The sequence below is a fragment of the Homoserinimonas aerilata genome (genome assembly GCF_006716125.1).
Classification (GTDB): domain Bacteria; phylum Actinomycetota; class Actinomycetes; order Actinomycetales; family Microbacteriaceae; genus Homoserinimonas; species Homoserinimonas aerilata.
Genome location: NZ_VFOM01000003.1, coordinates 75,512 through 102,067, shown reverse-complemented (window position 1 = coordinate 102,067; position 26,556 = coordinate 75,512). Strand labels below are relative to the sequence as shown.

Genomic DNA, 26,556 nt, shown 5'->3' with positions numbered 1-26,556 from the left:
CGCGAGCAACCCGCGGGGAGCCTCGCTAGCCTGCGTTTGCGCTGAGCCAGGCGTACGGGTCGACGGCGGTGCCCTCGACGTGCACCTCGAGGTGCAGGTGCGCTCCCGTGGAGGCGCCCGTGCTGCCGACGGCACCCACGATGGTGCCGGTGGTGACCTGCTGGCCGGCGGCGACCTGGATGGAGCCCCACGCCATGTGCGCGTAGAGGCTCTTCACGATCTGGCCGTTCACATTGTGCTGGATGACGACGTGGTTGCCGTAGCTGCTGCCGCCCGTGTCGACGAGTACGACGGTTCCGTCGGCGATCGCCTGGATGGGGGTGCCGGCGCCGGGCACGAAGTCGAGCCCGAGGTGGAAGGTCGAGCAGTAGGAGCAGGCGGCGCGGGGGCCGAAGCCGTACGTGATCGGGGCGGTGCCGGGGAACGGCCACTGGATGCTGCCGGTCGGGTTGTTCGTGTATGCGTATGACGGTGCGACGAATCGCGTGACGGGCTTCACGTACGCTGTCGCGGCGTAGGTGTCGCGGGTCAGCTCGGGCAGAACCGCTGCCGTCTCGGAGACGACGCCCAGCGACTGCACCTCTGCCGCTGCGACATCCGCCACAGGGCCCTGTGCGGCCTCTGCCAGTTCGACCGGGGTGAATGCTCCGCCCGTGATCGAGGTGGAGACGAGGAGTGCGGCGACGCCGGCCATCGCGCCCACGCTGGTGAGGCCGTGCATGATGGAGCGCACGCGGGAGCGCGCACCGGATGTTGCGGCGCGCGGGAGGGCGGGAACCGGTTGCGTGGGGCGACGAATCGCGGGGACGCCAGCCGATACCCGGTCAGCCGCCGATGACAGCGCAGTTCCGACGGCGGCCAGGGGGCTGCGGCGGCGGCTCTCGCGGAGCGCGCGGCGCGAGCTCGCCTGGACGGACGTGTTGCTCCCCGATTTTCGAGGGTCCACGGGGGCGGCATTCTGCATGCCGTTCGTGGCTCGAGTCATGTGGAAGCTCCTACACGCAGCGCCTCGGGTAAGCCCGCTGCTGAAATATGGGATTCGTCACATCACGACTCACGCAATGTAACGGATCAATAAACTGTAGACCACGAAGCACGTTCCGCATAACCCCTTTCAGGGGTCACGCACCACCCGGCTAGCCCCGGGGGATCAGTTTGCGTTGGCCTTCAGCCAGGCGAACGGGTCGACCGGGGTTCCCTCGACGTGGACCTCGAGGTGCAGGTGCGCGCCGGTGGAAGCACCCGTGCTGCCGACCGCACCGACGATCGTGCCGACCTCGACCTGCTGGCCGACGGCCACCTGGATGGAGCCCCACGCCATGTGCGCGTAGACGCTCTGCACGAGCTGGCCGTTGACGACGTGGTCGATGACGACGTGGTTGCCGAGGCCGCCGCCGAGCACGATGTCACTGACGGTGCCGGCCGTGATCGCCTGGATGGGCGTGCCCGCTCCTGGCGTGAAGTCGATGCCGAGGTGGTAGGTGGAGCAGTAGGAGCAGACTGCGCGCGGCCCGAAGCCGGAGGTGATCGGCACGGTGCCGGGGAACGGCCACTGGATGCTGCCGTTCGGGTTGTTCGTGTAGTAGAAGTTCGGGTTGACCCGCGACTGGATGATCTGCTGCTGGAAGGTCTTCGCCTCGTAGTTGTCGCGCGCGACGGGAGCGGAGGACGCTGCTGCGTCGGCTGCGGCCGCGTTGACGACCATCGACTGAATATCCTGCGTCTCGGCGGCCGACGAAGCGATGTTCGCCACGGCGAGCGAACCGTCACCCTCCGGCGTGTAGAAGGCGCTGGCCGGCAGCGAGGTGGAGACGAGGAGCGCTGCGACACCGGCCATGGCGCCGATGCTGACGAGCTGGCGCACGAAGCGGCGGGGCGTGATGCCCTTCACCTTCGCGGTGCCACCGGACCTACGGATGCGCGAGGCCTTCTGCGCGCGAGCCGCCTTCTGCTCACGGGCAGAACGGGGTGCACGCTCAGCTCGGGGTGCGCGCTCGTCGCGGGCAGATCGGGAGGAGCGTGCGGCGCGGCGCGAGGGAGCGGCGGCGGCGCGGCGCCCACGGGCCGACGGGCCGTCGACGGAGGCGGCCTGCGCGAATGCGGCTGCCTCGGCGCTCACCGTGACGGGAGCGGAGGGGATGGGGATCGACGCGGTCGGGGTCTGGCTGGCGGAGGTTCCTGCGAGCAGTTCGTCGATGCCGAATGCCGGGGTGCTGGGGGCCTGCTGTGCGGGGCGGTCGGCCGAACGGCGGCCGGAGCGGCGGGGCGTCTGGGCGTCGTGCGCCTTCTTGATCGAGCGCGCCACTACACGTTTTCCGGCTCTGGCGTAACGCCGGTAAGCGCTCGGGACATGAAATAACTCCTACAACAGATGACCAGCTCAGTTTCGGGTTGACTGGTCCGACAACGTTCAGATATTACAACGAGATAACGATATTGCGTAAGGGGCAACTTATCGAGAGTATCCCCGCCGCCCCGATATGGCCAGTCAGATCTGCGATTCCGCCGAAGTTAACAGGGCCTTCTCAAGAAAGGCGGCCAGCGGAGCATCCGCCGCTATGAGCAGTTGCGCAGAGGCCGCAACCCCACCGCCACCGGTCACGAGGGCGCCCGCCTCGGCCGCGATGAGCGCGCCGGCGGCGTGATCCCACGGCTGCAGGCCGCGCTCGTAGTAACCGTCGAGCCGCCCGCAGGCGACATTGCACAGGTCGATGGATGCCGCCCCGATGCGCCGGATGTCACGGACGCTGCCGATGAGTTCTGTGACGATGCGGGCCTGCCGCCTGCGAACATCCGCCTGATACCCGAAGCCTGTTCCGATGAGCGCCTGCCCGGGCTCGGGCGCGGGGTTCACGCGGATGCGTTCGCCGTTCAGGAACGCGCCGCCTCCCCGCGCCGCCGTGAACGTCTCGCCCAGCGCGGGCGCGACGACGACGCCGGCGAGCGCCGTCCAGCTGAGCGGCTCGGGTTCGCCCTCGACGACGGCGATGCTGACGCCGTACTGCGGGATGCCGTAGAGGTAGTTGACGGTGCCGTCGATCGGGTCGACCACCCAGGTGAGGCCGCTGCTGCCCTTCGCGGCACTGCTCTCCTCGCCGAAGAAGCCGTCGTCGGGGCGCGCCTCGGCCAGCATCCGTCTGATGAGCGCCTCTGTCTCGCGGTCGGCGTGCGTGACGATGTCCTCCGTCGTCGACTTGCTCGCGGCGACGCTGACGCCTTCGCTGCGACGCGTGCGCGCAAGATCTGCGGCGGCGGATGCGACGGTGCGGGCCAGGTCGAGAAGCTCGGCGTTCGAGACGGTTACGGTCATGCCCCCATCCTCGCACCGCCCTCGCCGGGCCCGCCCGCCCGCTCGTCCCCGCCATCCGCCATCACCCCCTCGACGGCTGTGGTTTGTCGCGACGGCTGCAGAATGTTCTGCCGCCGTCGCGACAAACCACAGCCGCAGGCAGAGGAACAGGCGAGGTCGGCGAGGAGCACCCCTGCAGAACCCGCCCGAAAGCGCCCGAAAGCGCCCGCATGCGCTCCGAAATGTGTCGCCGTGTTGCGCTATTTGTCACATCCGGTCACGTTTCTCAGGCCCCGCGGATGCGCCCATAGGCTCCGTTGCATTCCTTCTCCCGTCATCCATCCGAAAGGCCCCTCATGCGTCGCATATCGTCGAAGCTGCTCCCACTCATCGCCGTGAGCGCTGTCGGGATGCTGGCGATGAGCGGATGCGCGGCGGGAGCGGCAGGTCAGCCCGCGAGCGATGCGCAGCGCGTCGAGGGCGGCACGATCGTCTACGGCCACCAGCAGGAGCCGGCGTGCGTGTTCGGCGGCTGGATCGAGCAGGCGTATCTCAGCTACAACGTGCTCGACAGTCTCGTCTCGCTTGACGAGAACCATGAGGTTGTTCCGTGGCTGGCGGAGGAGTGGGGCGTCTCCGATGACGGTCTGCACTGGACGTTCCAGCTCAAGCCCGACGTGCAGTTCACCGACGGCAGCGATCTGACGGCGGATGTCGTGGCCTACAACTTCGACTACTGGGTCAATCAGGGCGGCAACAGCACGGCGCTGGCCTGGCTCGGCGGCTACTACGAGTCGGCGGAGGCCGTCGACGAGTTGACCGTGCAGGTGGATCTCTCCCAGCCGTACCCGCGCCTGGCCGACACTCTCACGCAGGGCTATTTCGGCATCCAGTCGCAGAAGGCGCTCACCGAGCGCACCGCCGAGGAGAACTGCGCCGCACCGATCGGTTCGGGCGCGTTCATCGTCGACCACTGGGATCGCGGCCAGGAGATCGTGCTCAAGCGCAACGACGACTACACCTCCCCGCCGGCGAATGCCCAGCACACGGGTGCCGCCTACGTCGAGGAGTTGCGCTGGAAGTTCATCGCCGACGCCACCACGCGCGTCGCCGCCCTCAAGAGCGGCGAGCTCAACGCCATCTACGACGTGCCGGCCGTGCAGTGGCAGGGGGCGAAGGATGCCGGCTTCCAGCTGGAGAGGTATGTGACGCCGGGTCGCCCCCAGCAGTTGACGTTCAACACCGCGCAGGGCCCGTTCACCGACGAGAGTGTGCGGCAGGCCTTCGCCTACGCGCTCGACCGCAAGCAGATCGTCGAGTCGATCGGCCGCGGCGTCATCCCCTATGAGGGCAACGGCGGCGTCAGCCAGACGACGCCCGGCTACAGCCAGAAGGCGGCCGACTGGTACAGCCAGGATGTCGACAGGGCGGCAGAGCTGCTCGACGCGGCAGGCTGGACGAAGACGGATGCCGACGGCTACCGCGTCAAGGATGGCGAGACCCTCGAGATCACACTCCCCTATTCCGCCGGCTCGATCATCAACGCCGACGGCGCCGCGATCCTGCAGGGCGTGCAGGAGCAGGCGAAGGCGGCCGGTTTCAAGGTCGAACTGATTCCGGTGCCGCAGGCTGAGGCGTTCGCGGGGGCGTACAGCAAGCCCGACGAGCGTGATATCTACCCGGGCTATTGGACTGCCGTCACGGCGGGCATCCTGCAGATCAACTGGGGTGCCGGCGCGGACGGCAAGCCCAGCAACTGGAACGCCTCGTTCACCGACTACCCGGAGCTGCAGGCCATCATCCTCGAGGCCAATTCCGAGCCGGATGTCGACAGGCAGAACGCGCTCTACGGGCAGGCCCAGGAGTACATCGCCGAGCATGCGCTCGCGATCGGCGTCTACGACCGACTCTCCACGCTCGCCGTGTCGCCCTCGCTCAAGGGTGTCTGGCAGGAGAACGCACAGGGAGGGCCGACGTTCTATGACGCGTACTTCGTTCAGTGAGAACCACACGTCATTCGGCGAGGGCGAGCCGGATGCCTCGGCGCCGGTCGATCAGGAGACCGCGGCACCCCCGCGGGGCCGGGCTGCGCTGCGGCTCGTAGCGGGCAGGGTGATGAGCGCCGCCCTCGTGCTGTTCGGTGCGGCCACTGCGGCCTTCTTCGCCCAGGCCTCGCTGCCGGGCGACCGCGCGACGGTGATTCTGAACATCCGGGCGGGCCAGGCGATCCGGCGCACCGCAGACGAGCTCGCGCCCATCAATGCCGAATACCACCTGCACGACCCGCTGATCGTGCAGTACCTGAACTATCTGAAGGGGCTCGTGGTCGGCGACCTGGGCACCTCGTACCAGCAGCACAGGCCGGTGTTCGCGATCATCGGTGAGCAGCTGGGCGCGACGATCGTGCTCACGCTCACGGCCATCGTGTTCGCCTGGATCATCATGGTCGTCTGGGTCACCCTCACGGCCGGGCGGGGCCCCGCGGTGCGCGCCGTCGGGAGCTTCTTCGACACGGTCGCCGCCGGCCTTCCGCACTACTGGCTCGGCATCATCCTGCTGCTCGTGTTCGCACTGTCGCTGGGGTGGTTCCCCGTGATCGGCGGCACCGGGGCCGTGGGGCTCGTGCTGCCCGCGCTGACGCTGGCCATCCCGCTGGCCGGCTTCCTCGGCCAGGCCACGCGCACCGAGTTCGAACGCGCACTCGACGCGCCCTTCGTGCTGAGCGCGCACATGCGCGGCATGACCGACCTGGGGATCCGGCTGCGACATGTGCTGAGGCACGCCGCACTGCCCGGCATCACCCTCTCCGGCTGGGCGCTCGGCGCCACCATCTCGGGTGCCGTCGTCGTCGAGGCCGTGTTCGCGCGGCCCGGCATCGGCCAGGTGCTGGTCACCGCGGTGAGCAGCCAGGACATGCCCGTCGTGATCGGCATCGTCATGCTCATCGCCGCCTTCTACGTGCTCGCGAACCTGCTCGTCGACGTGGCCTACGCGCTCGTCGACCCGCGCCTGAGGGGGGCGTCATGACCACGACCACCGCCGCGACGGCGCGACCCACGGCATCCGCCCGCCTGCGCCGCACGCCGTGGGACCTCTACGCGGCCCTCGCCGCGACCGTGCTGTTCGCGCTCGCCGCGCTCTGGCCGCAGCTGTTGGCGAGCCAGGGGCCATTCAGCATGGATCTCGCGAACACGCTGCAGCCGCCGACGGGCGCGCACTGGTTCGGAACCGACGAGGCCGGCCGCGACCTCTTCTCTCGTGTCGTGCACGGGACATCCGCATCGCTCGGCATCGGCATCGGCGCCGCCGCGGTGAGCCTCGGCTTCGCGGTGCTGCTCGGCACGCTCGCCGCGCTCGGCAACCGTGTGACCGCGGCGGCCGTGGGCTGGCTGCTCGAGGTGGCGTTCGCGTTCCCCGCGCTGCTGCTGTCGCTGCTGCTGATCGCGGTGCTGGGGCCGTCGATCCTCACGCTGATCCTCGCGGTCGGCATCGGAACCGCGCCCGGCTACGCGCGCATGGTGCGCGGCCAGATCCTCAGCGCCAAGGGCTCGCCCTACGTCGAGGCGGCCGTCGCGCTCGGCCACTCCCGGGCGCGCATCCTGCGCCAGCACATCCTGCCGAACTCGCTGCGACCACTCGTGGCGGTGTTCGCGCTCTCGATCGGCCAGTCGATCGTGTGGGCGTCGAGCCTGTCGTTCCTGGGTCTCGGCATCGCGCCGCCCGCAGCCGAATGGGGCGCGCTGCTCGACGCGGGCCGCGGCTACGTCACGGTCGCCGGCTGGCTCACCGTCATCCCCGGCCTCGTGATCGTGGTGCTCGCCCTGACCACGACAACCCTCGGCCGCCACCTGCAGACGTTCCTCGAGAAAGGGGAGAAGCGATGAGCATCATCCAGACGGATGCCACGGCCCAGGATGCCGCAGGCCCCGACCTCGCCGCCGCGATCGACGAGCTGCCCGGGTTCCGGCCGCGCCTGCGCGTGCGCAACCTGTCAGTGGCATTCGACAGCGACACCGGACCGCGCCCCATCGTGAAGGACGTCTCCTTCGACCTGCAGCCGGGCCAGTGCGTCGCCCTCGTCGGCGAATCAGGTTCGGGCAAATCGGTGACGGCCCGCACCCTCGTCGGGCTCACCGGCCGCGGCGCCCGGGTGAGCGCAGATGAGCTCACGCTGCACGACCACGATGTGCGTGCGCTGTCGGCACGGCAGTGGCGCGGCATCCGGGGTAAAGAGGTCGGCTTCATACTGCAGGATGCCCTCGTCTCGCTCGATCCGCTGCGCCCGGTCGGCAAAGAGATAGAGGAGGCGCTCACGCTGCACGGCTGGGGCGACCGCGCCTCCCGCCGCGAGAAGGTCGTCGAGCTGCTCACCGCCGTGGGCGTGCCGTCGCCGCACAACCGCGCGCGCCAACGCCCCGACCAGCTCTCGGGCGGCCTGCGCCAGCGCGCCCTCATCGCCTCGGCCATCGCGCTCGACCCCGAGATCGTGATCGCCGACGAGCCGACGACCGCGCTCGACGTGACCGTGCAGGCGCAGGTGCTGCAGCTGCTCGAGCAGATGAAGCAGCGCGGCGTCTCCATCGTGCTCATCAGCCACGACCTCTCCGTCGTGGCGCACCTCGCCGACCACATCCTCGTCATGAGCGGCGGCGAAGTCGTCGAGCAGGGGCCGGCCCAGCAGATCCTGAACGCGCCGGAGCATCCGTACACGAAGCGGCTCATCAGCGCCGTGCCGGGCGCGGACACGCGCGGCCGACGGCTCGCACCGGAACCGCGCATCCGCCCCACGCACACGCCGGAACACATCGGCGACCGGCCCGCCTCCACCGGGCCACTGCTCGAGGCGCGCAACCTGGTGAAGCGCTTCACCACCCCCGACGGCACCACGACGACCGCCGTCGACAACGTCTCCTTCGCCCTGCACCGCGGCGAGACGCTCGGCATCGTGGGCGAATCCGGCTCAGGCAAGAGCACGACCGCGCGCATCGCCGTCGCCCTCGAAGCCGCCGACTCCGGAGACGTGACACTGCTCGGCGAAGACTGGCTGCGCATCCCCGAGACCCGGCGGCGGCGACTGCGGGGCGCGATCTCCGTCGTCTACCAAGACCCGCTGAGCTCCTTCGACCCGCGCTGGAACACCGAACGCATCCTGCTCGACAGCGTGCCGCACGCACACCACCCGACGGCGGCGCAGAAACGCGAACGTGTGCACGCCCTCATCGAACAGGTCGGGCTCACCCCCGCCATCCTCGGGCGGTTCCCGCAGCAGCTCTCCGGCGGGCAGCGGCAGCGCATCGCCATCGCCAGGGCGCTCGCCCCCTCCCCCTCCGTCATCGTGCTCGACGAAGCCGTCTCGGCTCTCGACGTCTCCATCCAGGCTCAGATCCTCGACCTGCTCGTCGACCTGCAACGCGAATTCGGGCTCAGCTACCTCTTCATCTCGCACGACCTCGGCGTCATCAGCCACATGAGCGACCGCGTGCTCGTCATGAAGGACGGCCGCGTGGTCGAGAGCGGGGCCGCCGGGTCTGTTTTTGCCAGCCCACAGCATCCGTACACGCAGCAGCTCCTCAGCGCCCTGCCCACCCTGAGTGCCCCGCCCATCCTCACCGCCACCACAGAAGGAAGACCATGAGCAAGCCCCTCCACTTCAACGCGTTCGTCATGAACACGAACTCGCACATCCAGCACGGCCAGTGGCGGCGCCCCGACGCAGGCCAGACCGAGTTCAACGATGTGAACACCTGGATCGACCTCGCGCGCATCCTCGAGGACGCCAAGTTCGACGCCATGTTCTTCGCCGATGTCTCCGGCCTCTATGGCGATTCGGATGCCGACTACGAGACGTATGTGCGGCACGGCCTGCAGATCCCCAGCAATGACCCGACCGTGCTGCTCGGGGCCCTCGCCGTCACCACCAAGAACATCGGCCTGGCCCTCACCTCGAACGTCATGCAGAATCATCCGTTCAACTTCGCCCGGCAGATCTCCACCCTCGACCACATCTCGAACGGTCGAGTCGCCTGGAACATCGTCACGGGCACGCAGGACAACGGCGCACGCAACTACGGCCTGCAGCAGCTGACCGACCACGCCGAGCGGTACCGCTGGGCCGACGAATACGTCGACGTCACCTACAAGCTGTGGGAGGGATCGTGGGATGAGGGTGCGCTGCTGAAGGACAAGGAGGCCGGCGTCTACGCCGACGCGTCGAAGGTGCACAAGATCTACCACGAGGGTCCGCGCTACCGGGTCGAGGGCCCGCACCTGCCGTCGCCCTCACCGCAGCGCACCCCGCTGCTCTTCCAGGCGGGCTCGTCGGGGGCGGGCGCCGACTTCGCCGCCCGCAACGCCGAAGCCGTGTTCATCATCGCGCCCACCCCGGCCATCGCGAAGCAGCAGATCGCGGCGACCCGCGCCCTCGCCGTCAAGTACGGTCGCAAGCCGGAGGACATCAAGTTCTTCCCGGGCCTGAGCTTCATCATCGGAGACACCGAGGAGGAGGCCCTCGCGAAGGCTGCCGAGTACGACGAGTACGTGAGCATCGAGGGCTTCCTGGCGCATTCGGCGTTCGTCGACAAGACGGGTCGCGTGTACGACGAGAACACCCTCCTCAAGGACCTCGACACGAACACCGCCAAAGGCTTCATCGACTGGGCGTACCTCGCATTCCCCGACCACGAGCCGACACTGGGCGACCTGGTGCGGCAGCGCGCGAACGTGAACCGCGTCATCGGCACGCCCGAGCAGATCGCCGACCACCTGCAGGAATGGCAGGATGCCGGAGCCGACGGAATCAACGTCATCAACTGGGTGCTCCCCGGTTCCTTCGTCGAGTTCGCCGACAAGGTGCTGCCGGTGCTGCGCGAGCGCGGCCTCGCCCAGTCGGAGTACGCCCCGGGCACCCTGCGCGAGAAGCTCTTCGGCGACGCCCGCCTCAACGAGCGCCACCCCGCATCCGCCTACCGCGGTGCCTTCGCCGACGGCCCCAGCAACTGGGACGAAGCGGATGCTCTGCGGGCGGAAGGCGAGCCCGTCGCGGGGTAACTGCGGGTGTGTGTGCCCGCTCGGGGCGTGGGCCCCTGCTCGAACGGGCGCGCACGCCCCGAGCGGGCACAGTCAGGTGCGGAAGGGCTTGTCGTACCAGCCTCGCTCGGTGGCGTAGTTCTCGATGCTGTCGACCAGCTCGCCGATGAACTCGTTGTTGCCGAGCCGAGCACGCGCGTCATCGGCAGCCTGCCGATAGGCGTCGACAATCCCGGCCGTCAGCTCCACAACGCGATCGTGCGCCTCGTCCTTGTCGAGCCCCAACCCGACCCCGACCTTCACCAACGCCTCAATGCCGACTGCCCGCATCCGGTATTCCCCGTCGATCGACATCGACAACTCCAGCGGTGCGTTGCCTCTGCTCGGGTATGGTGCGTGGCTGCCCAGGTCATAGAGAGGTGCCATGGATGCTCGGTCGCCGTCGAGCATGAATGAGTAGTTCTTGGCGTGCGCGTCGGTGCCCTGAGCTGCGAGGTTGAAAACGATGGCGTCGTAGAAGCGGCGCGCGTTGACTCGCCGGTCTTCAGCATCCGGGAGCCCTTGGAAGAGCCGGGCAATCTGCTTGATGCTCGGCCCGCCATCCTTCTGATATTTGAGGAGGGGCGGAACCGCCATGGCTTGACAGAAGTCCTCTTGGTGGAGGCGCACCCAGCGGCCATCCTGCTCGACGCGGTCATAGCGTTCTGAAACGAATGCGTGGTCACCGCGATCCGTTTCGATCATGAAGTCGGTGGCGACTCTCAGCCCAAGATGTCTGGCCGCAGACATCGTCATGAACTCGTTGATGTGGTGGCTCGAGTACGGCGGCACTGCCGGTTTGATGATGTGCGTCGTCGGCGTCGAATCGTTGGGGACGGCCCAAGTGCCATCGGATGTTCGGAACAGTGCGACCTTCGGCTGCGCGCCCGGAAGGCTCCACCTGGCGTTGCTTTCGCGTCGACCCCAGGTATCTCTGTTCGCTATGACATCAGCGACAACGGCGCCGAACTGACTGTCATCGAGTTCTGCGATGTCCCCCTGACGTTGTGCCGCATCCGGGCTGCCCTCGCCCACTGGGAGGATCTGCACCGCACCGGCTGCGTCGCGTCCGACGTGCGACAGAAGGGCAAACGGGTTGCTCGGCGAAACATGATGCTCGCGGCCCAGCTCAGCGAGACGCCCATCACTGTCGGGCAGCAGCCCCTGAAGGTAGGCGCGCACCTGCTTGTTCTTGTGCGCTGCACGCACCAAGGGCATGGACAGCGAGAGCGGAGTGGCCGCGCGCGAACGGCGGTAGTCGTCGTTGTAGGCAAACGTGATTGCCCCGCCGACGCTCTGGGCAAGGGTTCCGATATGCGTCCCGTCGAGATAGACGCTCAGCCCGTCGCTCACTTGTCGACCTCGGCTGCGGCCACGGTCACTTCGAGACCGAGCTCCCGGAGGACGCGCAGCAGCCGGTGCACCGTGACCGTGGGTTTTCCGTTCTCGAGTCGCACCAACCATTCGCGCGCAACGCCCGCACGCCCCGCGAGTTCGGCCTGCGTCAGCCCCAAGGCTTCTCTTCGCTCTGCGACCAGCGCACCGAAGTCGCTTGCTGCTCTGACCCGCATATCGCCTCCTGTGACTTATACGTCACTTTAGCCGATGTGACTTATAGCGCACAACGCTTTTTGTGACTTATAACGCACATGCGAGTTCTGCGGCACGCCCGCAGTGGCAACGACGAAGGGCTCCAGCCGATCCGGCTGGAGCCCTTACGTCTACTGCAGTGGCAAGTGCGAGATTCGAACTCACGAAGGCTGAGCCGTCTGATTTACAGTCAGATCCCTTTGGCCGCTTGGGTAACTTGCCCCGCTCCTCCGACCACATGTAGTCATCTGATCGAAGGCGCTCACGACAGAATACAGGGTGTTGGGGCCTGCTGCTGACACCTGGCAGCCCCGCGCATCCGGTCACCCACACGAGGCCCGGATGCCCGCCCGCAGTCGCAAGGCGGGCGGCACAATAGGATCGGCGTTGAGCAGGGAAGGTGCCATGTCCGACATTCAGGCTGTTGCCGATCTCGCCGGCGTGAGCACGGCGACGGTGTCACGTGCCCTCAGCGGCAAAGGCAACGTGTCGGAGAAGACCCGCGCATCCGTCGTCGCCGCCGCAAAACAGCTCGGATATGTGGTCAGCTCGAACGCATCCAGCCTCGCCACCGGCCGCACCCGCAACATCGGCGTCGTCATTCCCTTCCTCACCAAATGGTTCTACTCCTCCGTGCTCGAGGGCGCGGAGAGCGCGCTGCTCAGCCACGGCTACGACCTCACCCTCTACAACCTGGGCGGGGGCGGCGACGAGAGGCGCAGCGTGTTCGAACACTTCCTGCTGCGCAAACGCGTGGATGCGGTGATCGCCATCTCCTTGGAGCTCACCCCGCGTGAACTCACCGGTCTGCTCGGCATGGGCAAACCCGTTGTCGGCGTCGGCGGCCCGCTGCCCGGCGTGCGCACGCTCAGCATCGATGACGTCGAGGTGGCGCAGCTCGCCACCGAGCACCTGCTGTCGCTCGGGCACCGCAGCATCGCGCACATCGGAGGCACCAAGGACTACGAGCGCGACTTCCACCTGCCCACCAACCGGCGCATCGGCTACGAGGGCGCGCTTGAGGCGGTCGGCATCTCCGTCAACCCGGGCCTGTTCCAGGCGGCCGACTTCACCATCGAGGGCGGCTACGGCGCGGCGAAACAGCTGCTCGGCAACCCGCGCGAGCGGCCCACCGCCATCTTCGCCGCATCCGACGAGATGGCCATCGGAGCGATCCTCGCCGCCCGCGACATGGGGCTCGACGTGCCCGGCGACGTCTCCATCATCGGCATCGACGACCACGAGCTGAGCGACTTCTTCGGGCTGAGCACGGTCGCCCAGTTCCCCGAGCTGCAGGGGCGCCTCGCGGCCGAGATCCTCATGGAACAGCTGCACCCCGACAAGCGCACACGCGGTTCGCTCAACACGGCGCTGCCGTACGAGCTGATCGTGCGCTCCAGCACGGCGCGGCCGAAGAGCGCGCGGCAGTAGGGGTTTCGATACGCTCGTTCCTCGCTACTCAACCCGCTGGGGTTCTGCTGGTTGAGGAGCGAGGAACGAGCGTCTCGAAACCTCACCCGCGATCGAGCCCGGTGTCGAGACTGGCGCCGTAGACGGCACCACCTCGACCAGCGGGTGACCCGCCGGCAACCGCGTGAACGAGCGGAGGGTTTCGAGACGGCACCACCTCGATCGGCGGGCGTCAGCCGGCGACCTGCCGGGCCGCCTCCACGTAGAGGTTCGCGGCATCCGCCACCGCGTGCGCGTACTCGTCTGAGCGGTTGTAGGCGTGCACGCCGGCACGCCATCCGTCTTCGTCGACCATGTCGGTGCTGGACCGGCACAGGTAGTTGGCTGCCGCGATGACGGCGTCGTCGATGTTCTGCGGGTCCTGCACTCCGTCGGCGTTGCCGTCGACGTGCCAGTTCTCCCAGGTCACCGGCAGCAGCTGCATGGGGCCCACGGCGCGGTCGTACTCGGTGTCGCCGTCGAACTGGCCGCCATCCGTGTCGGGAATGTGGGCCGTGCCCTCGCCGGTGAGGGCGATTCCGATGATGGGCGGGCTGACGGTGCCGTCTGCGCCGATCGCGGAACCACCGTGGCGCCCATGGTCGCTCTCGACGAGGCCGATCGCGGCGAGCGTGTTCCAGCCGAGGCCGCAGTCGGGCCGGTCGCTGGCCTTGAACCGCGCCGCGCCCGCATAGGCCGCGAGCGCCCTCTCCGGGATTCCTGCGACGGATGCGACGCGCGCGACCCACTCGGGGTCGGCCGTGCCGGCATCGCCCGGGCCCGGCACGGCTGCAGCCGGCGGAAGCTCGGCAGGTGCCGCATAGGCGGGCGCGACGGGCCCCTCGGACGGTGCCGGGGCATCCCCCCTCGGCGCGAGGACGAAGAACACGAGCACCCCCACCACGGCGAGCGCCGCCACACCCGCAGAGATGGCGCCCACCACCGTCCAGTCGACCGCGCGGCCCGAGCGCTCGCCGTCGGGCTGGTCGTCGGAGGGGCGGGGAGATGTGGGCACCCCACGACCCTAGCGATGCACTCTATGAGCCCGCCGGTAGCATGGGCGTATGGCAGATTCAACGTTTGACATCGTGAGCAAGGTCGACAAGATGGAGGCCGACAATGCCCTCCACCAGGCGCAGAAGGAGATCGCTCAGCGGTACGACTTCAAGAATGTGGGCGCATCGGTCGATTGGAGCGGCGAGAAGCTGCTGATGAAGGCCTCCTCCGAGGAGCGGGTCAAGGCGGTTCTCGAGGTTCTCGAGTCGAAGTTCATCAAGCGGGGCATCAGCCTGCGCAGCCTCGACACGGGCGAGCCGTACGCGTCGGGCAAGGAGTACCGCATCGAGGCGGGCCTGAAGAACGGCATCGCGCAGGATGATGCGAAGAAGATCAACAAGATCATCCGCGATGAGGGCCCCAAGGGTGTGAAGAGCCAGATCCAGGGCGATGAGCTGCGGGTCAGCTCCAAGAGCCGCGACGACCTGCAGGCCACCATGGCGCTGCTCAAGGGCGCGGACCTCGACGTCGACCTCCAGTTCGTCAACTTCAGGTAGACCGACATGGGCGAGGGCTGGTTCAGCACCCTCATTGTGGTGCTGCTCGTGCTCGTCGATCTGGCGATCCGCATCGTCGCGGTGCTGGTGGTCCCCCTCAACCGGCGGCCGCAGACGGCGACCGCATGGCTTCTCGCGATCTTCCTCATCCCCTATTTCGGTTTCATCCTGTTCCTGCTGCTGGGCAGCAACAGGCTGCCCAAGAAGCGCCGCGCCAAGCAGGAGCAGATCAACAAGCTCATCTACGAGGCGACAGAGGGCTTCGATGAGGCCGTGCGTGATGAGGACTGGCCCGACTGGCTGCACACATCCGTCGCCCTCAACCGTGCGCTCGGCGCCATGCCGCTCGTCTCCGGCAACTCGGCCGAGCTGATGCCCGACTACGAGAAGTCGATCGAGGCGATGACCGCCGCCGTGAACGAGGCCCGCAGCTACGTGCACAGCGAGTTCTACATCATGAACCTCGACCCGACATCCGCCCCCTACTTCGATGCGCTCGAGGCGGCCGTGAAGCGCGGCGTCACCGTGCGGGTGCTGCTCGACCACATCGCCTCGCTGCGCTACCCCGGCTACCTGCGCACCGTGCGCAGGCTCAGGGCGGCCGGCGTCGAGTGGCATCTGATGCTGCCCATCCAGCCGTGGAAGGGCAGATACCAGCGCATCGACCTGCGCAACCACCGCAAGCTTCTCGTCATCGATGGCGCTGTCGCGTTCACCGGTTCGCAGAACCTCATCGACTCCAGCTACAACAAGCGCAAGAATCTGCGCGCCGGGCTGCACTGGAAGGACCTGATGGTGCGCTTCGAGGGGCCCATCGTCTTCGGCATCAACGCGCTCTTCCTCAGTGACTGGTATGCGGAGACCGACGAACTGCTCGACGGCACCATCCCGGAGTCATCCCGCAACCCCGCGCGCACCCTCGACTGCCAGGTGGTGCCCAGCGGCCCCGCATTCAAGGGCGAGAACAATCTGCGTCTCTTCAACGACCTCATCTATGCGGCGCAGCACAAGATCATCATCACCAGCCCCTACTTCGTGCCCGACGAGTCGATGCTGTACGCGATCACCACGGCGGCTCAGAGTGGCGTCGACGTGCAGATCCATGTCTCGGAGGTCGCCGACCAGAAGGTCGTCTACCACGCCCAGTGCAGCTACTACGAGGCGCTGCTGCGCTCCGGCGTGCGCATCTTCCTCTACGAGAGCCCCACAGTGCTGCACGCGAAGCATTTCACGATCGACGACGAGGTCGCCGTGATCGGCTCCAGCAACATGGACATGCGCTCCTTCAGTCTCAACCTGGAGATCTCCGTCATGGTGCACGGCCGCGGGTTCGTCTCCGATCTGCGCGACCTGGAGGCCACATACCGGGAGCGCAGCCGCGAGCTGACCCTCGAGGAGTGGCAGAAGCGGCCGACGCGTTCCGTGCTGCTCGACAACCTGGCGCGGCTCACCGCGACCGTGCAGTGACACCGCTTTCGTCTAGACTCCACGGGTGACAGCCAGCCCCACGACCACGCCGCAGCGGCTCTACATCGCCCCGCTCACCGGCATCCGGGCGCTGGCCGCCTTCTGGGTCTTCACGCGGCATTTCCGTACAGAGCTTCTGGATGCCTTCCCCGGCATGCACCTGCTGGCGCCGCTCATGAATGTCGGCTATCTGGGTGTCGACCTGTTCTTCATCCTGAGCGGTTTCATTCTCACCGTCACGCACCTCGACTCCATGAACGAGCGCTACGACTGGCGCGAGAGCCTCGGATTCCTGTGGCTGCGCATCGGTCGCGTGTGGCCGCTGACGGCGTTCGTGCTCATGCTGTTCGGTTCATACTTCCTGTTCCAGGCGTGGTCGACGGGCAACCCCGCGTTCCTTGCGCAGCTCGATGTGCCGCGGCTCGTGCAGCATCTCACGCTCGTGCACGCCTGGTATCCGCACGTGCTCGACTGGAACGGCCTCGACTGGTCCATCAGCGCCGAATGGATGGCATACCTCACGTTCGGTCTCGGCGGCGTGCTGCTGCTCGGCCGCTTCGCGAAGGTCATCAGCCCACGCGGCATGCTCATCGTCATGGCGCTGCTGACGCTGCCGATGATCGTGGTCGGCTCCGGCATGCAGGACGACACGATCCTGCTGTTCAGCAACGACGCCTGGGAGATCATGGGCGGCATCGTCGCGCTGCGCGTGCTCACCGAGTTCTGGATCGGCGCCATCCTCGCCGTGTATCTGAGAGACCGGATGCTTCGCGGCACCTCATCGCGCCTGCCTGTCCCCACGATCACCGCCGTCGCCATCGCCGTCGTCGTCTACCTGGTGACCGCGTTCGACCCGCTGCGCTTCCCGCGCCCCGGGCAGGAGCAGTTCTACAACGGCGTCGACCAGATCGCGCCCACCGAGACGATCATCGTGCTGCCGCTGTTCGTTCTGCTCATCGGCTCGCTCGCCGTCTGCGGGCGCGACCCGCTCGCGCGGCTTCTCGCCACCCGACCGCTGGTGCTGGGGGGCAAGGTGTCGTACGCGCTGTACCTCTCGCATCCGCTCGTCATCGGCGCCGGTCTGGAACTCACCAACCGCAGCGGCGCGAGTGGCGCATGGCTGGCCATCATCGCCATCCTGGTGATCGCGGCATCCTGGGTCTTCGCGTGGGTGCTGTGGCGCTTCATCGAGGAGCCCGCCCGCAAGGCGGCCCGCCGCATGCTGCCCGGTCACATCAAGGTCTGACCCGATCGGCCGGATCTCGGTGGGCGGCCTGCGTCGCCGCCGGCGTTCCTGGCGAATTGCCCACTTCTGCCCTCTTTCCGGGCGAAACAGGGGCCGAAGTGGGCAACTCGCGAAGAATCAACGGTGGGGTCAGCTAGCAGTCGGGTGGCCCCGGGTGAGGTTTCGTCGGCGCGGGATGCGGCTACGAGACCTCGATGGTCACGACCGCCCGGCCGCCACCCGCCGGCCGCGCCACGGCACGCGAAACACAGCAGCACATCTTCTCGGCGGCGTGCTGTTGACGCTCACTGTAGAAGACGTCGCGGTGGTCGATCGCCCCGTCGAGCTGGAGCACCCTGACCTCGCAGAGCCCGCATTCGCCTTTGCGGCAGTCGAACATCATGTCGACGCCGGCATCCTCGAGCGCCTCCAGCATGGAGCGCCCCGCGCCCACCGTCGCCTCGACCCCGAGCCGCGGGATGCGCACCGTGAACTCCTCCGGGTCGAACCAGCCGCTGTTGCCGAACGTCTCGTAGCGCAGGTTCGGTAGGTCGAGTCCGTGATCCTGCCACCGCCGACGCACGGCATCCATCAACCGGATCGGCCCGCACATGTACAGCTCGGTGCTGGCATCCAGCCCCACCAGCAGCCCGTCCACGTCGAGGGTGCTGCCCTCGTCGTCGACGTGCACGACCAGGTTCTCGCCGTGCTGCTGCTGCAGTTCCTCCAGATAGGCCATGGCCGGGCGGCTGCGCCCCACATAGACGAGGGTGTAGCGGGCGCCGAGGCGGCGCAGCACCCTGGCCATGCCGATGATCGCGGTCACGCCGATGCCACCGGCGAGCAGGATGTAGCGTTCGGCCCCCACGCGCAGCGGAAAGTTCTGCAGCGGCTGGGTGAGGCTCAGCGAGTCGCCGACCTCGAGCCCCTGCATGGCGATGGACCCGCCGCGCGACTGCGGCACGCGGAACACCGAGATGACCAGCCTGCTGCCGTCGTCGCTCGACTCGACGACCGAGTACGAGCGCTTCGCCTGCTCCCCGTCGATCGTCACCATGACGTCGATGTGCGAGCCGGGCTCCGCTTTCACCGCAAGCTCAGGCTCGATGACGATGCGCCGGATGCCCGCAGCCACGTCGACCGTCTCCGTCACGGTGCCGCGCTGCCACACCTCGTTGTTCGTTGCCGCCATGTCCGCCTACCTCGCCCTGCCTGATGGATGCCGTGTCGTCATCGGAGCCGCAGCTACGATGCCGTGACGGAGCGGCCCTCGGCTGCGAGCATCCGTTCGAGGATGCGGCGCACCCACATGCCGCCCGCGTCGATGTTGAGGTTGTAGAACTCGTAGTCGGGGTTGGCCTCGATGGCCGCCTGCTGCGCCTCGAGCATCTCCTCGTCTTCGGCGAAGACCCCCGAGACGCCATCCCGAAGCTGGGTGGTGATCAGCTGGCTCTCGAGCCGGTAGTTGCGCATGAAGGCCCAGAAGTAGTGGCTGCTGGTGGCCGTCTCGGGCGAGATGGTGTTCATGACGTAGCCGTTGACGCCCTGGCTGCGATCGCCCTCGGGCGCGCCGGTGCCGGCCTTGGCCACACCCACATCGATACGGATGGTGGATGGCGCTTCGAAGTGGATGATCTGCCAGCGGTCGACCTTGCCGCTGAAGCCCGGGAACCTGTCGCGCATGTTCTTGAGCCAGAACGGCGGGGCGTCGATGTTGTGCATCCACCGCGTCACCGTCACCGTGCTGTCGTCGTGGGTGACGACGAAGTCCGATTCGCTCAGCTCGTCCTGGCCGATGGTGGAGCTGTGCACGAACTCCTCGTGGGTGAGGTCCATGAGGTTGTCGAGCACAAGCTGGTAGTTGCATCTGACGGGGATTGTGAGACCGTCGCCCGCCCATTCATCCGAGGTCATCTGTGACATGTCGGGGATCGTTGCGGGGTCTGCGAGTGTGGCGTCGCCCAGCCAGACCCAGACATAGCGGTACCGCTCGACCACCGGGAACGACGGAACGGTCGCGCTCGGGTTGATGGTCTCCTGGGCGGGCATCGAGACGCAGCGGCCCGCGGAGTTGTAGATGATGCCGTGGTACGGGCACTGGATGGTGTCGCCCGAGAGCGGCTTGCCCATCGACAGCGGCGCCAGGCGGTGCCAGCAGGCGTCGGCCAGAGCCACCGGCTTGCCCTCTTCTGTGCGGTAGAGCGCGAGCGGCCGATCGGCGATGCGCCGGGCGAGCGGCTTGCGGGTGACCTCGTGGTCCCAGGCGGCCACGTACCAGGCGTTGAGCGGAAAGCCCATCGTTCTGGCGGTGGTCGAGCTGCTTGCGGCGGCGGCAGTCATGGAGGCTCCTTTGCGTTCAACACTGAACCCACTCCGTGGCACACGGTCAACTAACTATGCACATAGATAGTGGTAGGTTCACCGTAGCGGGCACCCCCGCAACCCGCAACCACCCAGGAGAAAGGCCCCATGAGCCTCCGCTACGCACTGCTCGCACTGCTCAGCGTTGAACCCATGACCGGCTACGACCTGCTCAAGCAATTCGAGGCATCCGTCGGCTACGTCTGGCATGCGCCCGACTCACAGATCTACCCGGCACTGCGGCAGATGGAGAAAGACGGACTGCTCGAAGGCGAAGAGGTCACCTGGGGCCAGCGCGGCAAGAAGCGGCGCTACCGCATCACGCCGCTCGGGCTGACCGCATTCCGCCAGTGGATGAACACGCCACTCGAATACAGCCGCGAACGCGACCCCGCACACCTCAAGGCCGCCTACCTGGAATGGGCCGAACCCGACGCCGCACGCGCCCAGATGACCGCCCACCTGGAGCACTACGCCGAACGCCTCCTGCAATGGCAGCTCAAGGTCGAGGAGATCGAGAACGGCACAAGCGAGATGCTCGTCAAGCGCCTCGCCACCCTGCCGCCGTCGGAACGGCCGCGCGCCACCGCCTTCAAGAAGTTCACCTACGAAGGGCTCATCGGCCGCGCGCAGCAGGAGATCGCCTGGGCCCGGCACGGGCTCGCCCTCATCGACGAGCTCTACCCGGAGGGCTGACGCGGCAGCGTCGCGCTACTCGCCGCGGGCGGCGCGCAGCATGTCCTCGCGGGGCACCAGCTTGATGCGCTCGCGGCCCTCCGCCTGGCCGAGTGCCTTCTCCGCGTCGTCGAGGTTGTGCCATCCGTCGAGGTTCGTGAACTCGATACCGCGGGAGGCGAGCAGCTCCACGATCGCTTCAGGCTGCGGATGCTCGGGCGCCCACCAGTCGGCCTGCCCCTGCAGCACATGCTGCACCGTCTCCATGGCGTCGCTCTTGGTGTGACCGATGAGGCCCACCGGCCCACGCTTGATCCAGCCGGTCACGAAGACGCCCGGCACGGGCTGGTCGGTGTCGTCGATGACCTGGCCTTCGCGGTTCGGGATGACGCCGCGGTGCTCATCGAAGGGGATGCCGTCGAGCTGGGTTCCGTAGTAGCCGACCGCCCGGTACAGGGCGCCGATCGGCAGTTCGCGGATCTCTCCCGTGCCGCGCACTCCCCCGTGCCCGTCGGGTTCGGTGCGCTCGTAGCGCAGCCCCTCCACAGCTGTGTCGCCGAGCACCTCCAGCGGCTTCGCCCAGAAGTGCAGGTGCAGACGGCGTGACGCCTGACCGGTCTCGCGCTCGCGCCACGAGTTCAGCACGCGGTTGAGCACCATGATCTGCTTGTTCGTCTCGATGGCCGTCTTCGACGCCTCGTCGAGCTCGAAGTCCTCGTCGGCGACGATGATGTCGACGTCGCGCAGCTCGCCGAGCTCCCGCAGCTCCAGCGGCGTGAACTTCACCTGCGCGGGCCCGCGGCGACCGAACACGTGCACATCGGTGACGGCGGATGCCTTCAGGCCGTCATAGACGTTGGCGGGAATCTCGGTGACCAGAAGGTCCTCGGCGTGCTTGGCGAGCATCCGCGCCACATCGAGGGCCACGTTGCCGTTGCCGATGACGGCGACCTCCTTCTGGTCGAGCGGCCACTCGCGCGGAAAGTCGGGGTGCCCGTCGTACCAGTTGACGAACTCGGCGGCGCCGTAGCTGCGCTCCAGCTCGATGCCGGGGATGGCGAGCGGGGCGTCGCGCACCGCGCCGGTCGCGAAGATGACCGCATGGTAGTGATTGCGCAGGTCGTCGATCGTGATGTCGGTGCCGAAATGCACATTGCCGAACAGGCGGATGTCACCGCGATCGAGCACCTCGCGGAGAGCATTGATGATGCCCTTGATGCGCGGATGATCGGGCGCGACCCCGTACCGCACCAGCCCGTAGGGGGCCGGCAGGTGATCGAACAGGTCGATCGACACATCGAACTGCTTCTCGGCCTTCAGAACGATGTCTGCGGCGTAGATCCCGGCGGGGCCGGCTCCGACGATGGCAAGCCTCAGCTTGGTCATGGGGTTGGTCCTTTCGTGCGGATCTCGTGCAGGATTTGGGTGCCGGATGCTCAGCTGCTGCGCTCGACGACAGATTCGGCGAAGCGGGTGAGCGCCTTCTTCACGGGGCCCTCCGGCAGCGGCCCGAGCGCCTCGATGGCCTCCGCCGCCCACCGGTGGGCCTCGGCGATCGTGCGGGCGGTCACCGAATGCTCACGCAGTTCGGCGATGGCCTCGTCGAGGCCCAGCTCCTGGGGGTGCGCCCGACCGGCGTCGATCCTGGCGAGCAGCGCCGCGGCATCCGCATCCGTCTCCGCCTCGCGGCGCAGGAACAGCAGCGGCAGGGTGGAGACGCCTGAGCGCAGATCGGTTCCCGCAGCCTTGCCGGTCTGCTCAAACTCGGCCGACAGGTCGATGACGTCGTCGACAAGCTGGAAGGCCACGCCGACCTTCTCGCCGAACACCTCGACAGGCCGCTCGAACGCGGACGGCGCCTCAGAGAACAGCAGGCCGATGCGGGCGGCCGCGGCGATGAGCGAACCTGTCTTGTCGGCGAGCACCTGGATGTAGTGCTCGATCGGGTCCTCACCCTTCTGCGGGCCGATCGTCTCGTGCAGCTGGCCGAGGCAGAGCCGCTCGAAGGTGTCGGCCTGCATCCGGATGGCGTCCTCGCCGAGGGTGGCGATCAGTTTGCTGGCGCGGGCGAACAGCAGGTCACCGGTGAGGATGGCCACAGAGTTGCCCCACACCGTCTGCGCGCTCGGGACGCCGCGGCGCATGTGCGCCTCGTCCATGACATCGTCGTGGTACAGCGAGGCGAGATGCGTGATCTCGAGCGCCTCCGCCGCAGCCACCACACGGTCGTCGACGCCGTCGCCGAGCTGCGCAGTCAGCAGCGTGAGTGTCGGACGCACGCGCTTGCCGCCGGCCTCGAGAAGATACCGGCTCGTGACATCCGCCAGTTCATCGGCGAAGGCCATGTCGCGCAGCAGCGCCGCCTCGACCCGCTCCAGGCCATCCTCGACAGCCTTCACCACGCGGCGCTCCTCGGTCGTCGAGAACACGGCCTCGCCGAGCCCGAGGGACGAGGCAAGGGTGGCCCGACGACGGGCTCGGGACTCTCTCGCGTTCACTCAGTCAACCTAATCCTGGGGTTAGAAGATGGGCTTCGAGGCGGTGGCTCGAAACGCTGGGCAGCCTCAGCCGCTCACCGGTCTGCGGCCACGATGCAGGGCCACGACGCCACCGGTGAGATTTCGGTAGCCGACCCTGGTGAAGCCGGCCCCGCGAATCCACTGGCTCAACGTCGGCTGGTCTGGCCAGTCGGCGATCGACTCCGCAAGGTAGCGGTACGCCTGCGGGTTCGAACTGGATGCGCCCACCACGAGCGGCATCGCGTACTTCATGTAGGCGCCATAGCCGAAGCGCATCAGCGAGCTCGGCGGGGTCGAGAACTCGCACACGAGCAGGCGACCGCCCGGCTTGAGCACGCGCAGCATCTCGGCGAGCGCCTCGCGGGGCCGCTCGACGTTGCGCAACCCGAACGAGATGGTGGCCGCATCGAACTCGGCGTCACCGAACGGCAGAGCCGTCGCATCCGCCTGCACGAATTCGATCTCCGGATGCCTGCGCCGGCCGACCTCGATCATGCCCTGCGAGAAATCTGCCGCAACGACGGCGGCTCCCGACTTGGCGAGCGCCGCAGAGCTGGTGCCCGTGCCGGCGGCGACATCGAGGATGCGCTCCCCCGGCTTCGGGTCGATCGCCCGGGTCACGGCCAGCCGCCACAGCGGCGCGGCGCCCATCGACAGGACGTCGTTGGTGAGGTCGTAGCGGGGGGCAACCTCGTCGAACATCGCCGAGACCTCGGCGGGTTGCTTGTTCAGATCAGCGGTAGCCACCCATCAAGTCTAGTTCGTGCCGAAGGTAGGCTTGATGGGTGCCACAAGCCGCCTCATCCGCCCCGTCTCTCACCGTTGTCACAACACCGATCGACGACCCGGGCCCGCTCTCATTCATGCTCGACTCGCAGCGCCCGCTGCTGTGGCGTCGCCGCGGTTTCGGCATCGCCGGCCACGGTGAAGCGATCAGGCTGGAGTTCTCCGGAGCGAGCCGGATGACGGATGCTGCGGCAGCCTGGCAGGACCTGGCCGGCCGCGCCACAGTGCACGACCCGCTCGCCCTCCCCGGAACCGGGCTGGTCGCCTTCGGCAGCTTCGCCTTCGCGGCCTCGTCGTCCTGCACGAGCGTGCTGATCGTGCCGGAGGTCGTGATCGGCCGCGCCGAAGGGCGCTTCTGGTTGACCCGCATCGGCATCGACGGCGCGCTGCCACCGGAGGGCCTGCCGACCGTCTCACCCCACGGCCCGGCCGTGCGCGCTGCACTCGAAGCGGGCACTCTCGACCCCGACGGCTACCGTCAGGCGGTCGCCGAAGGGGTGGCCGGCATCCGGCGCGGCGAACTCAGCAAGGTCGTTCTCGCGCGCGACCTCATCGGCAGCGTGCCGCCCGGCTCCGACCTGCGGCCCGTGATCGGGGCCCTCGCCGACGGCTACCCCGACTGCTGGACGTTCGCCATCGACGGCTTCATCGGCTCAAGCCCCGAAACACTCGTCGGGGTGCACTCGGGCACCGCCACCGCGCGGGTGCTCGCCGGCAGCGCCGCGCGCGGAACCGACGCGACGAGCGACCTCGACGCCGCCACCGAGCTCGCCACCTCCACCAAAGACCAGGACGAGCACGAGTTCGCCGTGCAGAGCGTGCTCGCCTCGCTGCGGCCGCACAGCTCCGGCGTCATCGCCAGTGAGGTGCCGTTCACGCTCAAGCTGCCCAACCTGTGGCACCTCGCCAGCGACGTCGAAGGAACCCTCGACGACGGCTCCACCTCACTCGACCTCATCCAGGCGCTGCACCCCACCGCAGCCGTCGCCGGCACCCCCACCGCGGATGCCGTGGCCACCATCGCGCGCCTCGAACCGTTCGACCGCGGTCGCTACGCCGGGCCCGTCGGCTGGGTCGGCGCAGACGGCGACGGCGAATGGGCGATCGCGCTGCGCAGCGCCCAGATCGACCCCGACGGAACGGTCACCGCGTGGGCGGGCGCCGGCATCGTCGCCGACTCCGACCCCGAGCGGGAACTGCTGGAGACACGCATGAAGTTCAGGCCCATCGTGGAGGCCTTCGACACGCTCGCCGAGTAACTCGCTGGTTGAGGAGGCCGCCCGCGGCCGTCTCGAAACCTCACCCTCGAGCAACCCGCGGGCAGGTCTCGACCAGCAGGTAACTCCGTGGATTGAACTCCGCTGATCTAACCCGCTGATTGAGGGATCGCCGTCTACGGCGATCGTCTCGAAATCAGAGCCCCTGCCGCTCAGCTACCCGCGAGCCGCTTCTTCTGCTCCTCCACGTCGAACTCTGCCGCCGGCCACTGCGGGTCGAGCCCGCGCAGCTCGTTGAGCAGCAGCCGCTGCACGGCGATGCGCGCGTACCACTTGTTGTCGGCGGGAACCACGTACCAGGGCGCACCCTCGGTCGAGGTGCGCTCGAGGGCGATCTGGTAGGCGTCCATGTACTGCGACCACAGCATCCGCTCGTCGACGTCGCCGGGGTTGAACTTCCAGTTCTTGTCGGGCCGGTCGAGTCTCTCCTGCAGTCGCGCCTTCTGCTCGTCGGAGGAGATGTGCAGCATGACCTTGACGATGGTGGTGCCGTCGTCGACGAGTTCCTGCTCGAAGTCGCGGATGATGTCGTAGCGTTCTTCGATGACGTCGGGCGCCGAGAATCCGCGCACCCGGTGGATGAGCACATCCTCGTAGTGGGAGCGGTCGAAGACGCCGATCAGACCCGGCTCGGGCAGCTGTCTGCGGATGCGCCACAGAAAGTCGTGCGCCTTCTCTTCGTCGCTCGGAGATTTGAACGCGTGCAACTTCACGCCCTGCGGGTCGACCCCGCCGACGACGTGCCGAACGATGCCGCCCTTGCCCGCCGTATCCATGGCCTGCAGGATCAGCAGGATGCGCCGATTGCCTCCGGCTCGACTCTCCGCGAAGAGGCGCTCCTGCAGGTCGGCGAGCTCATCGACGTGCCGTTTGAGCTCCTTCTCGCCCTTCTCCTCGTCCCCATCGAATCCGGGGGTCGAGTCGGGGTCGACGTCGCTGAGGGCGAACCCCTCGTCGACGCGCAGCAGCTTCTCGGGTTCGGTTTCCCATCGCGTCTTCGCCATGCGCCGATGCTACCGCGCGGCCCCGCCGCTCACCCCCTCCGCGAGACTGCACGAATCGCACGGTTCGCCGCCAAAAACGTCAACTCTGCGTACTCTCGGCGAGGGTGGGGTGGATGCGCGAGAACGGCGCACGGTCGGGTGAGGGCGGGTCGGGTCGGGTCGGGGCGGGGCGGGGCGGGTCGGGGCGGGGCGGGGCGGGTCGGGGCGGGTGAGGCTACGCCAAACCAAGTTCGCCGAGACTGCACGAATCGCACGGTTCGCCGCCAAAAACGTCAACTTTGCGTACTCTCGGCGAA

23 protein-coding genes and 1 tRNA gene are annotated in these 26,556 nt (G+C 67.8%); 11 read left to right on the top strand and 13 right to left on the bottom strand.

Annotated features, from left to right (window positions below; genetic code table 11):
• Positions 1-25: 25 nt before the first annotated feature.
• The 3 genes from FB562_RS11965 to FB562_RS11955 form a co-directional block, all read right to left on the bottom strand.
• Entirely contained in the window at positions 26-985 is a 960-nt protein-coding gene (locus FB562_RS11965) for a M23 family metallopeptidase (protein WP_141881536.1), read from the bottom strand.
• A gap of 165 nt (positions 986-1,150) precedes the next feature.
• Complete coding sequence (locus FB562_RS11960; protein WP_141881535.1) at positions 1,151-2,305, bottom strand: M23 family metallopeptidase; 1,155 nt, start codon at positions 2,303-2,305, stop codon at positions 1,151-1,153.
• Positions 2,306-2,488: 183 nt separating this feature from the next.
• A complete protein-coding gene (locus tag FB562_RS11955) occupies positions 2,489-3,310 on the bottom strand; it encodes an inositol monophosphatase family protein (protein ID WP_141881534.1) in 822 nt (273 codons plus the stop codon).
• A 335-nt stretch (positions 3,311-3,645) separates the two neighbouring features.
• On the opposite strand from FB562_RS11955, the gene FB562_RS11950 reads away from it, so the two are divergent.
• The 5 genes from FB562_RS11950 to FB562_RS11930 are packed head-to-tail and all read left to right on the top strand — an operon-like array spanning position 3,646 to position 10,336.
• Positions 3,646-5,292: an ABC transporter substrate-binding protein gene (locus tag FB562_RS11950; RefSeq protein WP_141881533.1), complete on the top strand. Its 1,647-nt coding sequence runs from the start codon at positions 3,646-3,648 to the stop codon at positions 5,290-5,292.
• Positions 5,270-6,316 (top strand): ABC transporter permease, encoded by a 1,047-nt coding sequence (locus FB562_RS11945; protein ID WP_221625416.1) that lies wholly within the window; start codon positions 5,270-5,272, stop codon positions 6,314-6,316. The genes FB562_RS11950 and FB562_RS11945 overlap by 23 nt, the downstream gene beginning before the upstream one ends.
• Entirely contained in the window at positions 6,313-7,173 is an 861-nt protein-coding gene (locus FB562_RS11940; protein WP_141881532.1) for an ABC transporter permease, read from the top strand. Before FB562_RS11945 ends, FB562_RS11940 begins: the two co-directional genes overlap by 4 nt.
• A complete protein-coding gene (locus FB562_RS11935) occupies positions 7,170-8,924 on the top strand; it encodes a dipeptide ABC transporter ATP-binding protein (RefSeq protein ID WP_185740570.1) in 1,755 nt (584 codons plus the stop codon). The genes FB562_RS11940 and FB562_RS11935 overlap by 4 nt, the downstream gene beginning before the upstream one ends.
• Positions 8,921-10,336: an LLM class flavin-dependent oxidoreductase gene (locus FB562_RS11930; RefSeq protein ID WP_141881530.1), complete on the top strand. Its 1,416-nt coding sequence runs from the start codon at positions 8,921-8,923 to the stop codon at positions 10,334-10,336. Before FB562_RS11935 ends, FB562_RS11930 begins: the two co-directional genes overlap by 4 nt.
• Before the next feature lie 72 nt (positions 10,337-10,408).
• On the opposite strand, the gene FB562_RS11925 is transcribed toward FB562_RS11930, so the two are convergent.
• The 3 genes from FB562_RS11925 to FB562_RS11915 all read right to left on the bottom strand — a co-directional run bounded on the left by FB562_RS11925 (position 10,409) and on the right by FB562_RS11915 (position 12,166).
• The gene (locus FB562_RS11925; RefSeq protein WP_185740569.1) at positions 10,409-11,707 is read right to left on the bottom strand and encodes a HipA domain-containing protein; all 1,299 of its coding nucleotides are present in this window, start codon (positions 11,705-11,707) and stop codon (positions 10,409-10,411) included.
• Positions 11,704-11,925 (bottom strand): helix-turn-helix domain-containing protein, encoded by a 222-nt coding sequence (locus FB562_RS11920; protein ID WP_141881528.1) that lies wholly within the window; start codon positions 11,923-11,925, stop codon positions 11,704-11,706. The genes FB562_RS11925 and FB562_RS11920 overlap by 4 nt, the downstream gene beginning before the upstream one ends.
• 159 nt (positions 11,926-12,084) lie before the next feature.
• Positions 12,085-12,166: transfer RNA gene (locus FB562_RS11915), tRNA-Tyr, on the bottom strand.
• Between the two features lie 183 nt (positions 12,167-12,349).
• Between FB562_RS11915 and FB562_RS11910 the strand changes: the two genes are divergently transcribed.
• The gene (locus tag FB562_RS11910; protein ID WP_141881527.1) at positions 12,350-13,375 is read left to right on the top strand and encodes a LacI family DNA-binding transcriptional regulator; all 1,026 of its coding nucleotides are present in this window, start codon (positions 12,350-12,352) and stop codon (positions 13,373-13,375) included.
• 211 nt (positions 13,376-13,586) lie between these two features.
• Here FB562_RS11910 and FB562_RS11905 read toward each other — a convergent pair whose 3' ends face one another.
• Complete coding sequence (locus FB562_RS11905; protein WP_246081480.1) at positions 13,587-14,408, bottom strand: lytic transglycosylase domain-containing protein; 822 nt, start codon at positions 14,406-14,408, stop codon at positions 13,587-13,589.
• A 49-nt stretch (positions 14,409-14,457) separates the two neighbouring features.
• Between FB562_RS11905 and FB562_RS11900 the strand changes: the two genes are divergently transcribed.
• Genes FB562_RS11900 through FB562_RS11890 form a run of 3 tightly spaced genes read left to right on the top strand, consistent with a single transcriptional unit; the run spans position 14,458 to position 17,659 of the window.
• Positions 14,458-14,946 carry a YajQ family cyclic di-GMP-binding protein gene (locus tag FB562_RS11900; RefSeq protein WP_141881526.1) on the top strand — a complete coding sequence of 163 codons (489 nt, stop codon included), beginning with the start codon at positions 14,458-14,460 and terminating at the stop codon, positions 14,944-14,946.
• Between the two features lie 6 nt (positions 14,947-14,952).
• Positions 14,953-16,413, top strand: coding sequence for a cardiolipin synthase (cls, locus tag FB562_RS11895; RefSeq protein ID WP_141881525.1), 1,461 nt, complete (start codon positions 14,953-14,955; stop codon positions 16,411-16,413).
• A 25-nt stretch (positions 16,414-16,438) separates the two neighbouring features.
• Entirely contained in the window at positions 16,439-17,659 is a 1,221-nt protein-coding gene (locus FB562_RS11890) for an acyltransferase family protein (protein ID WP_141881524.1), read from the top strand.
• Positions 17,660-17,840: 181 nt separating this feature from the next.
• Here the strand turns inward: FB562_RS11890 and FB562_RS11885 are convergent, their stop codons facing one another.
• Positions 17,841-18,830 carry a PDR/VanB family oxidoreductase gene (locus FB562_RS11885; protein WP_141881523.1) on the bottom strand — a complete coding sequence of 330 codons (990 nt, stop codon included), beginning with the start codon at positions 18,828-18,830 and terminating at the stop codon, positions 17,841-17,843.
• 53 nt (positions 18,831-18,883) lie between these two features.
• The gene (locus tag FB562_RS11880; RefSeq protein ID WP_141881522.1) at positions 18,884-19,978 is read right to left on the bottom strand and encodes an aromatic ring-hydroxylating oxygenase subunit alpha; all 1,095 of its coding nucleotides are present in this window, start codon (positions 19,976-19,978) and stop codon (positions 18,884-18,886) included.
• 129 nt (positions 19,979-20,107) lie between these two features.
• Here FB562_RS11880 and FB562_RS11875 point away from each other — a divergent pair, with 129 nt between their 5' ends.
• Positions 20,108-20,695, top strand: coding sequence for a PadR family transcriptional regulator (locus FB562_RS11875; protein WP_141881521.1), 588 nt, complete (start codon positions 20,108-20,110; stop codon positions 20,693-20,695).
• Positions 20,696-20,710: 15 nt separating this feature from the next.
• On the opposite strand, the gene FB562_RS11870 is transcribed toward FB562_RS11875, so the two are convergent.
• From FB562_RS11870 to FB562_RS11860, 3 genes are all read right to left on the bottom strand, one after another.
• The gene (locus FB562_RS11870) at positions 20,711-22,060 is read right to left on the bottom strand and encodes an FAD-dependent oxidoreductase (RefSeq protein WP_141881520.1); all 1,350 of its coding nucleotides are present in this window, start codon (positions 22,058-22,060) and stop codon (positions 20,711-20,713) included.
• Positions 22,061-22,110: 50 nt separating this feature from the next.
• Positions 22,111-23,172 carry a polyprenyl synthetase family protein gene (locus FB562_RS11865; RefSeq protein WP_246081479.1) on the bottom strand — a complete coding sequence of 354 codons (1,062 nt, stop codon included), beginning with the start codon at positions 23,170-23,172 and terminating at the stop codon, positions 22,111-22,113.
• A 66-nt stretch (positions 23,173-23,238) separates the two neighbouring features.
• Positions 23,239-23,940 carry a class I SAM-dependent methyltransferase gene (locus FB562_RS11860; RefSeq protein WP_246081478.1) on the bottom strand — a complete coding sequence of 234 codons (702 nt, stop codon included), beginning with the start codon at positions 23,938-23,940 and terminating at the stop codon, positions 23,239-23,241.
• A 116-nt stretch (positions 23,941-24,056) separates the two neighbouring features.
• Between FB562_RS11860 and FB562_RS11855 the strand changes: the two genes are divergently transcribed.
• Complete coding sequence (locus FB562_RS11855) at positions 24,057-25,238, top strand: isochorismate synthase (protein ID WP_141881598.1); 1,182 nt, start codon at positions 24,057-24,059, stop codon at positions 25,236-25,238.
• A 170-nt stretch (positions 25,239-25,408) separates the two neighbouring features.
• Here the strand turns inward: FB562_RS11855 and FB562_RS11850 are convergent, their stop codons facing one another.
• The gene (locus tag FB562_RS11850; protein WP_141881519.1) at positions 25,409-26,260 is read right to left on the bottom strand and encodes a polyphosphate kinase 2 family protein; all 852 of its coding nucleotides are present in this window, start codon (positions 26,258-26,260) and stop codon (positions 25,409-25,411) included.
• Between the last annotated feature and the right edge of the window lie 296 nt (positions 26,261-26,556).

Coding starts and splice junctions, on each gene's coding strand:
- FB562_RS11875 (WP_141881521.1), top strand. CDS start 20,108: ATGAGCCTCCGCTACGCACTGCTCGCACTGCTCAGCGTTGAACCCATG.
- FB562_RS11885 (WP_141881523.1), bottom strand. CDS start 18,830: ATGGCGGCAACGAACAACGAGGTGTGGCAGCGCGGCACCGTGACGGAG.
- FB562_RS11920 (WP_141881528.1), bottom strand. CDS start 11,925: ATGCGGGTCAGAGCAGCAAGCGACTTCGGTGCGCTGGTCGCAGAGCGA.
- FB562_RS11965 (WP_141881536.1), bottom strand. CDS start 985: ATGACTCGAGCCACGAACGGCATGCAGAATGCCGCCCCCGTGGACCCT.
- FB562_RS11855 (WP_141881598.1), top strand. CDS start 24,057: ATGCTCGACTCGCAGCGCCCGCTGCTGTGGCGTCGCCGCGGTTTCGGC.
- FB562_RS11940 (WP_141881532.1), top strand. CDS start 6,313: ATGACCACGACCACCGCCGCGACGGCGCGACCCACGGCATCCGCCCGC.
- FB562_RS11955 (WP_141881534.1), bottom strand. CDS start 3,310: ATGACCGTAACCGTCTCGAACGCCGAGCTTCTCGACCTGGCCCGCACC.
- FB562_RS11910 (WP_141881527.1), top strand. CDS start 12,350: ATGTCCGACATTCAGGCTGTTGCCGATCTCGCCGGCGTGAGCACGGCG.
- FB562_RS11945 (WP_221625416.1), top strand. CDS start 5,270: ATGACGCGTACTTCGTTCAGTGAGAACCACACGTCATTCGGCGAGGGC.
- FB562_RS11935 (WP_185740570.1), top strand. CDS start 7,170: ATGAGCATCATCCAGACGGATGCCACGGCCCAGGATGCCGCAGGCCCC.
- FB562_RS11950 (WP_141881533.1), top strand. CDS start 3,646: ATGCGTCGCATATCGTCGAAGCTGCTCCCACTCATCGCCGTGAGCGCT.
- FB562_RS11850 (WP_141881519.1), bottom strand. CDS start 26,260: ATGGCGAAGACGCGATGGGAAACCGAACCCGAGAAGCTGCTGCGCGTC.
- FB562_RS11930 (WP_141881530.1), top strand. CDS start 8,921: ATGAGCAAGCCCCTCCACTTCAACGCGTTCGTCATGAACACGAACTCG.
- FB562_RS11900 (WP_141881526.1), top strand. CDS start 14,458: ATGGCAGATTCAACGTTTGACATCGTGAGCAAGGTCGACAAGATGGAG.
- cls (WP_141881525.1), top strand. CDS start 14,953: ATGGGCGAGGGCTGGTTCAGCACCCTCATTGTGGTGCTGCTCGTGCTC.
- FB562_RS11880 (WP_141881522.1), bottom strand. CDS start 19,978: ATGACTGCCGCCGCCGCAAGCAGCTCGACCACCGCCAGAACGATGGGC.
- FB562_RS11870 (WP_141881520.1), bottom strand. CDS start 22,060: ATGACCAAGCTGAGGCTTGCCATCGTCGGAGCCGGCCCCGCCGGGATC.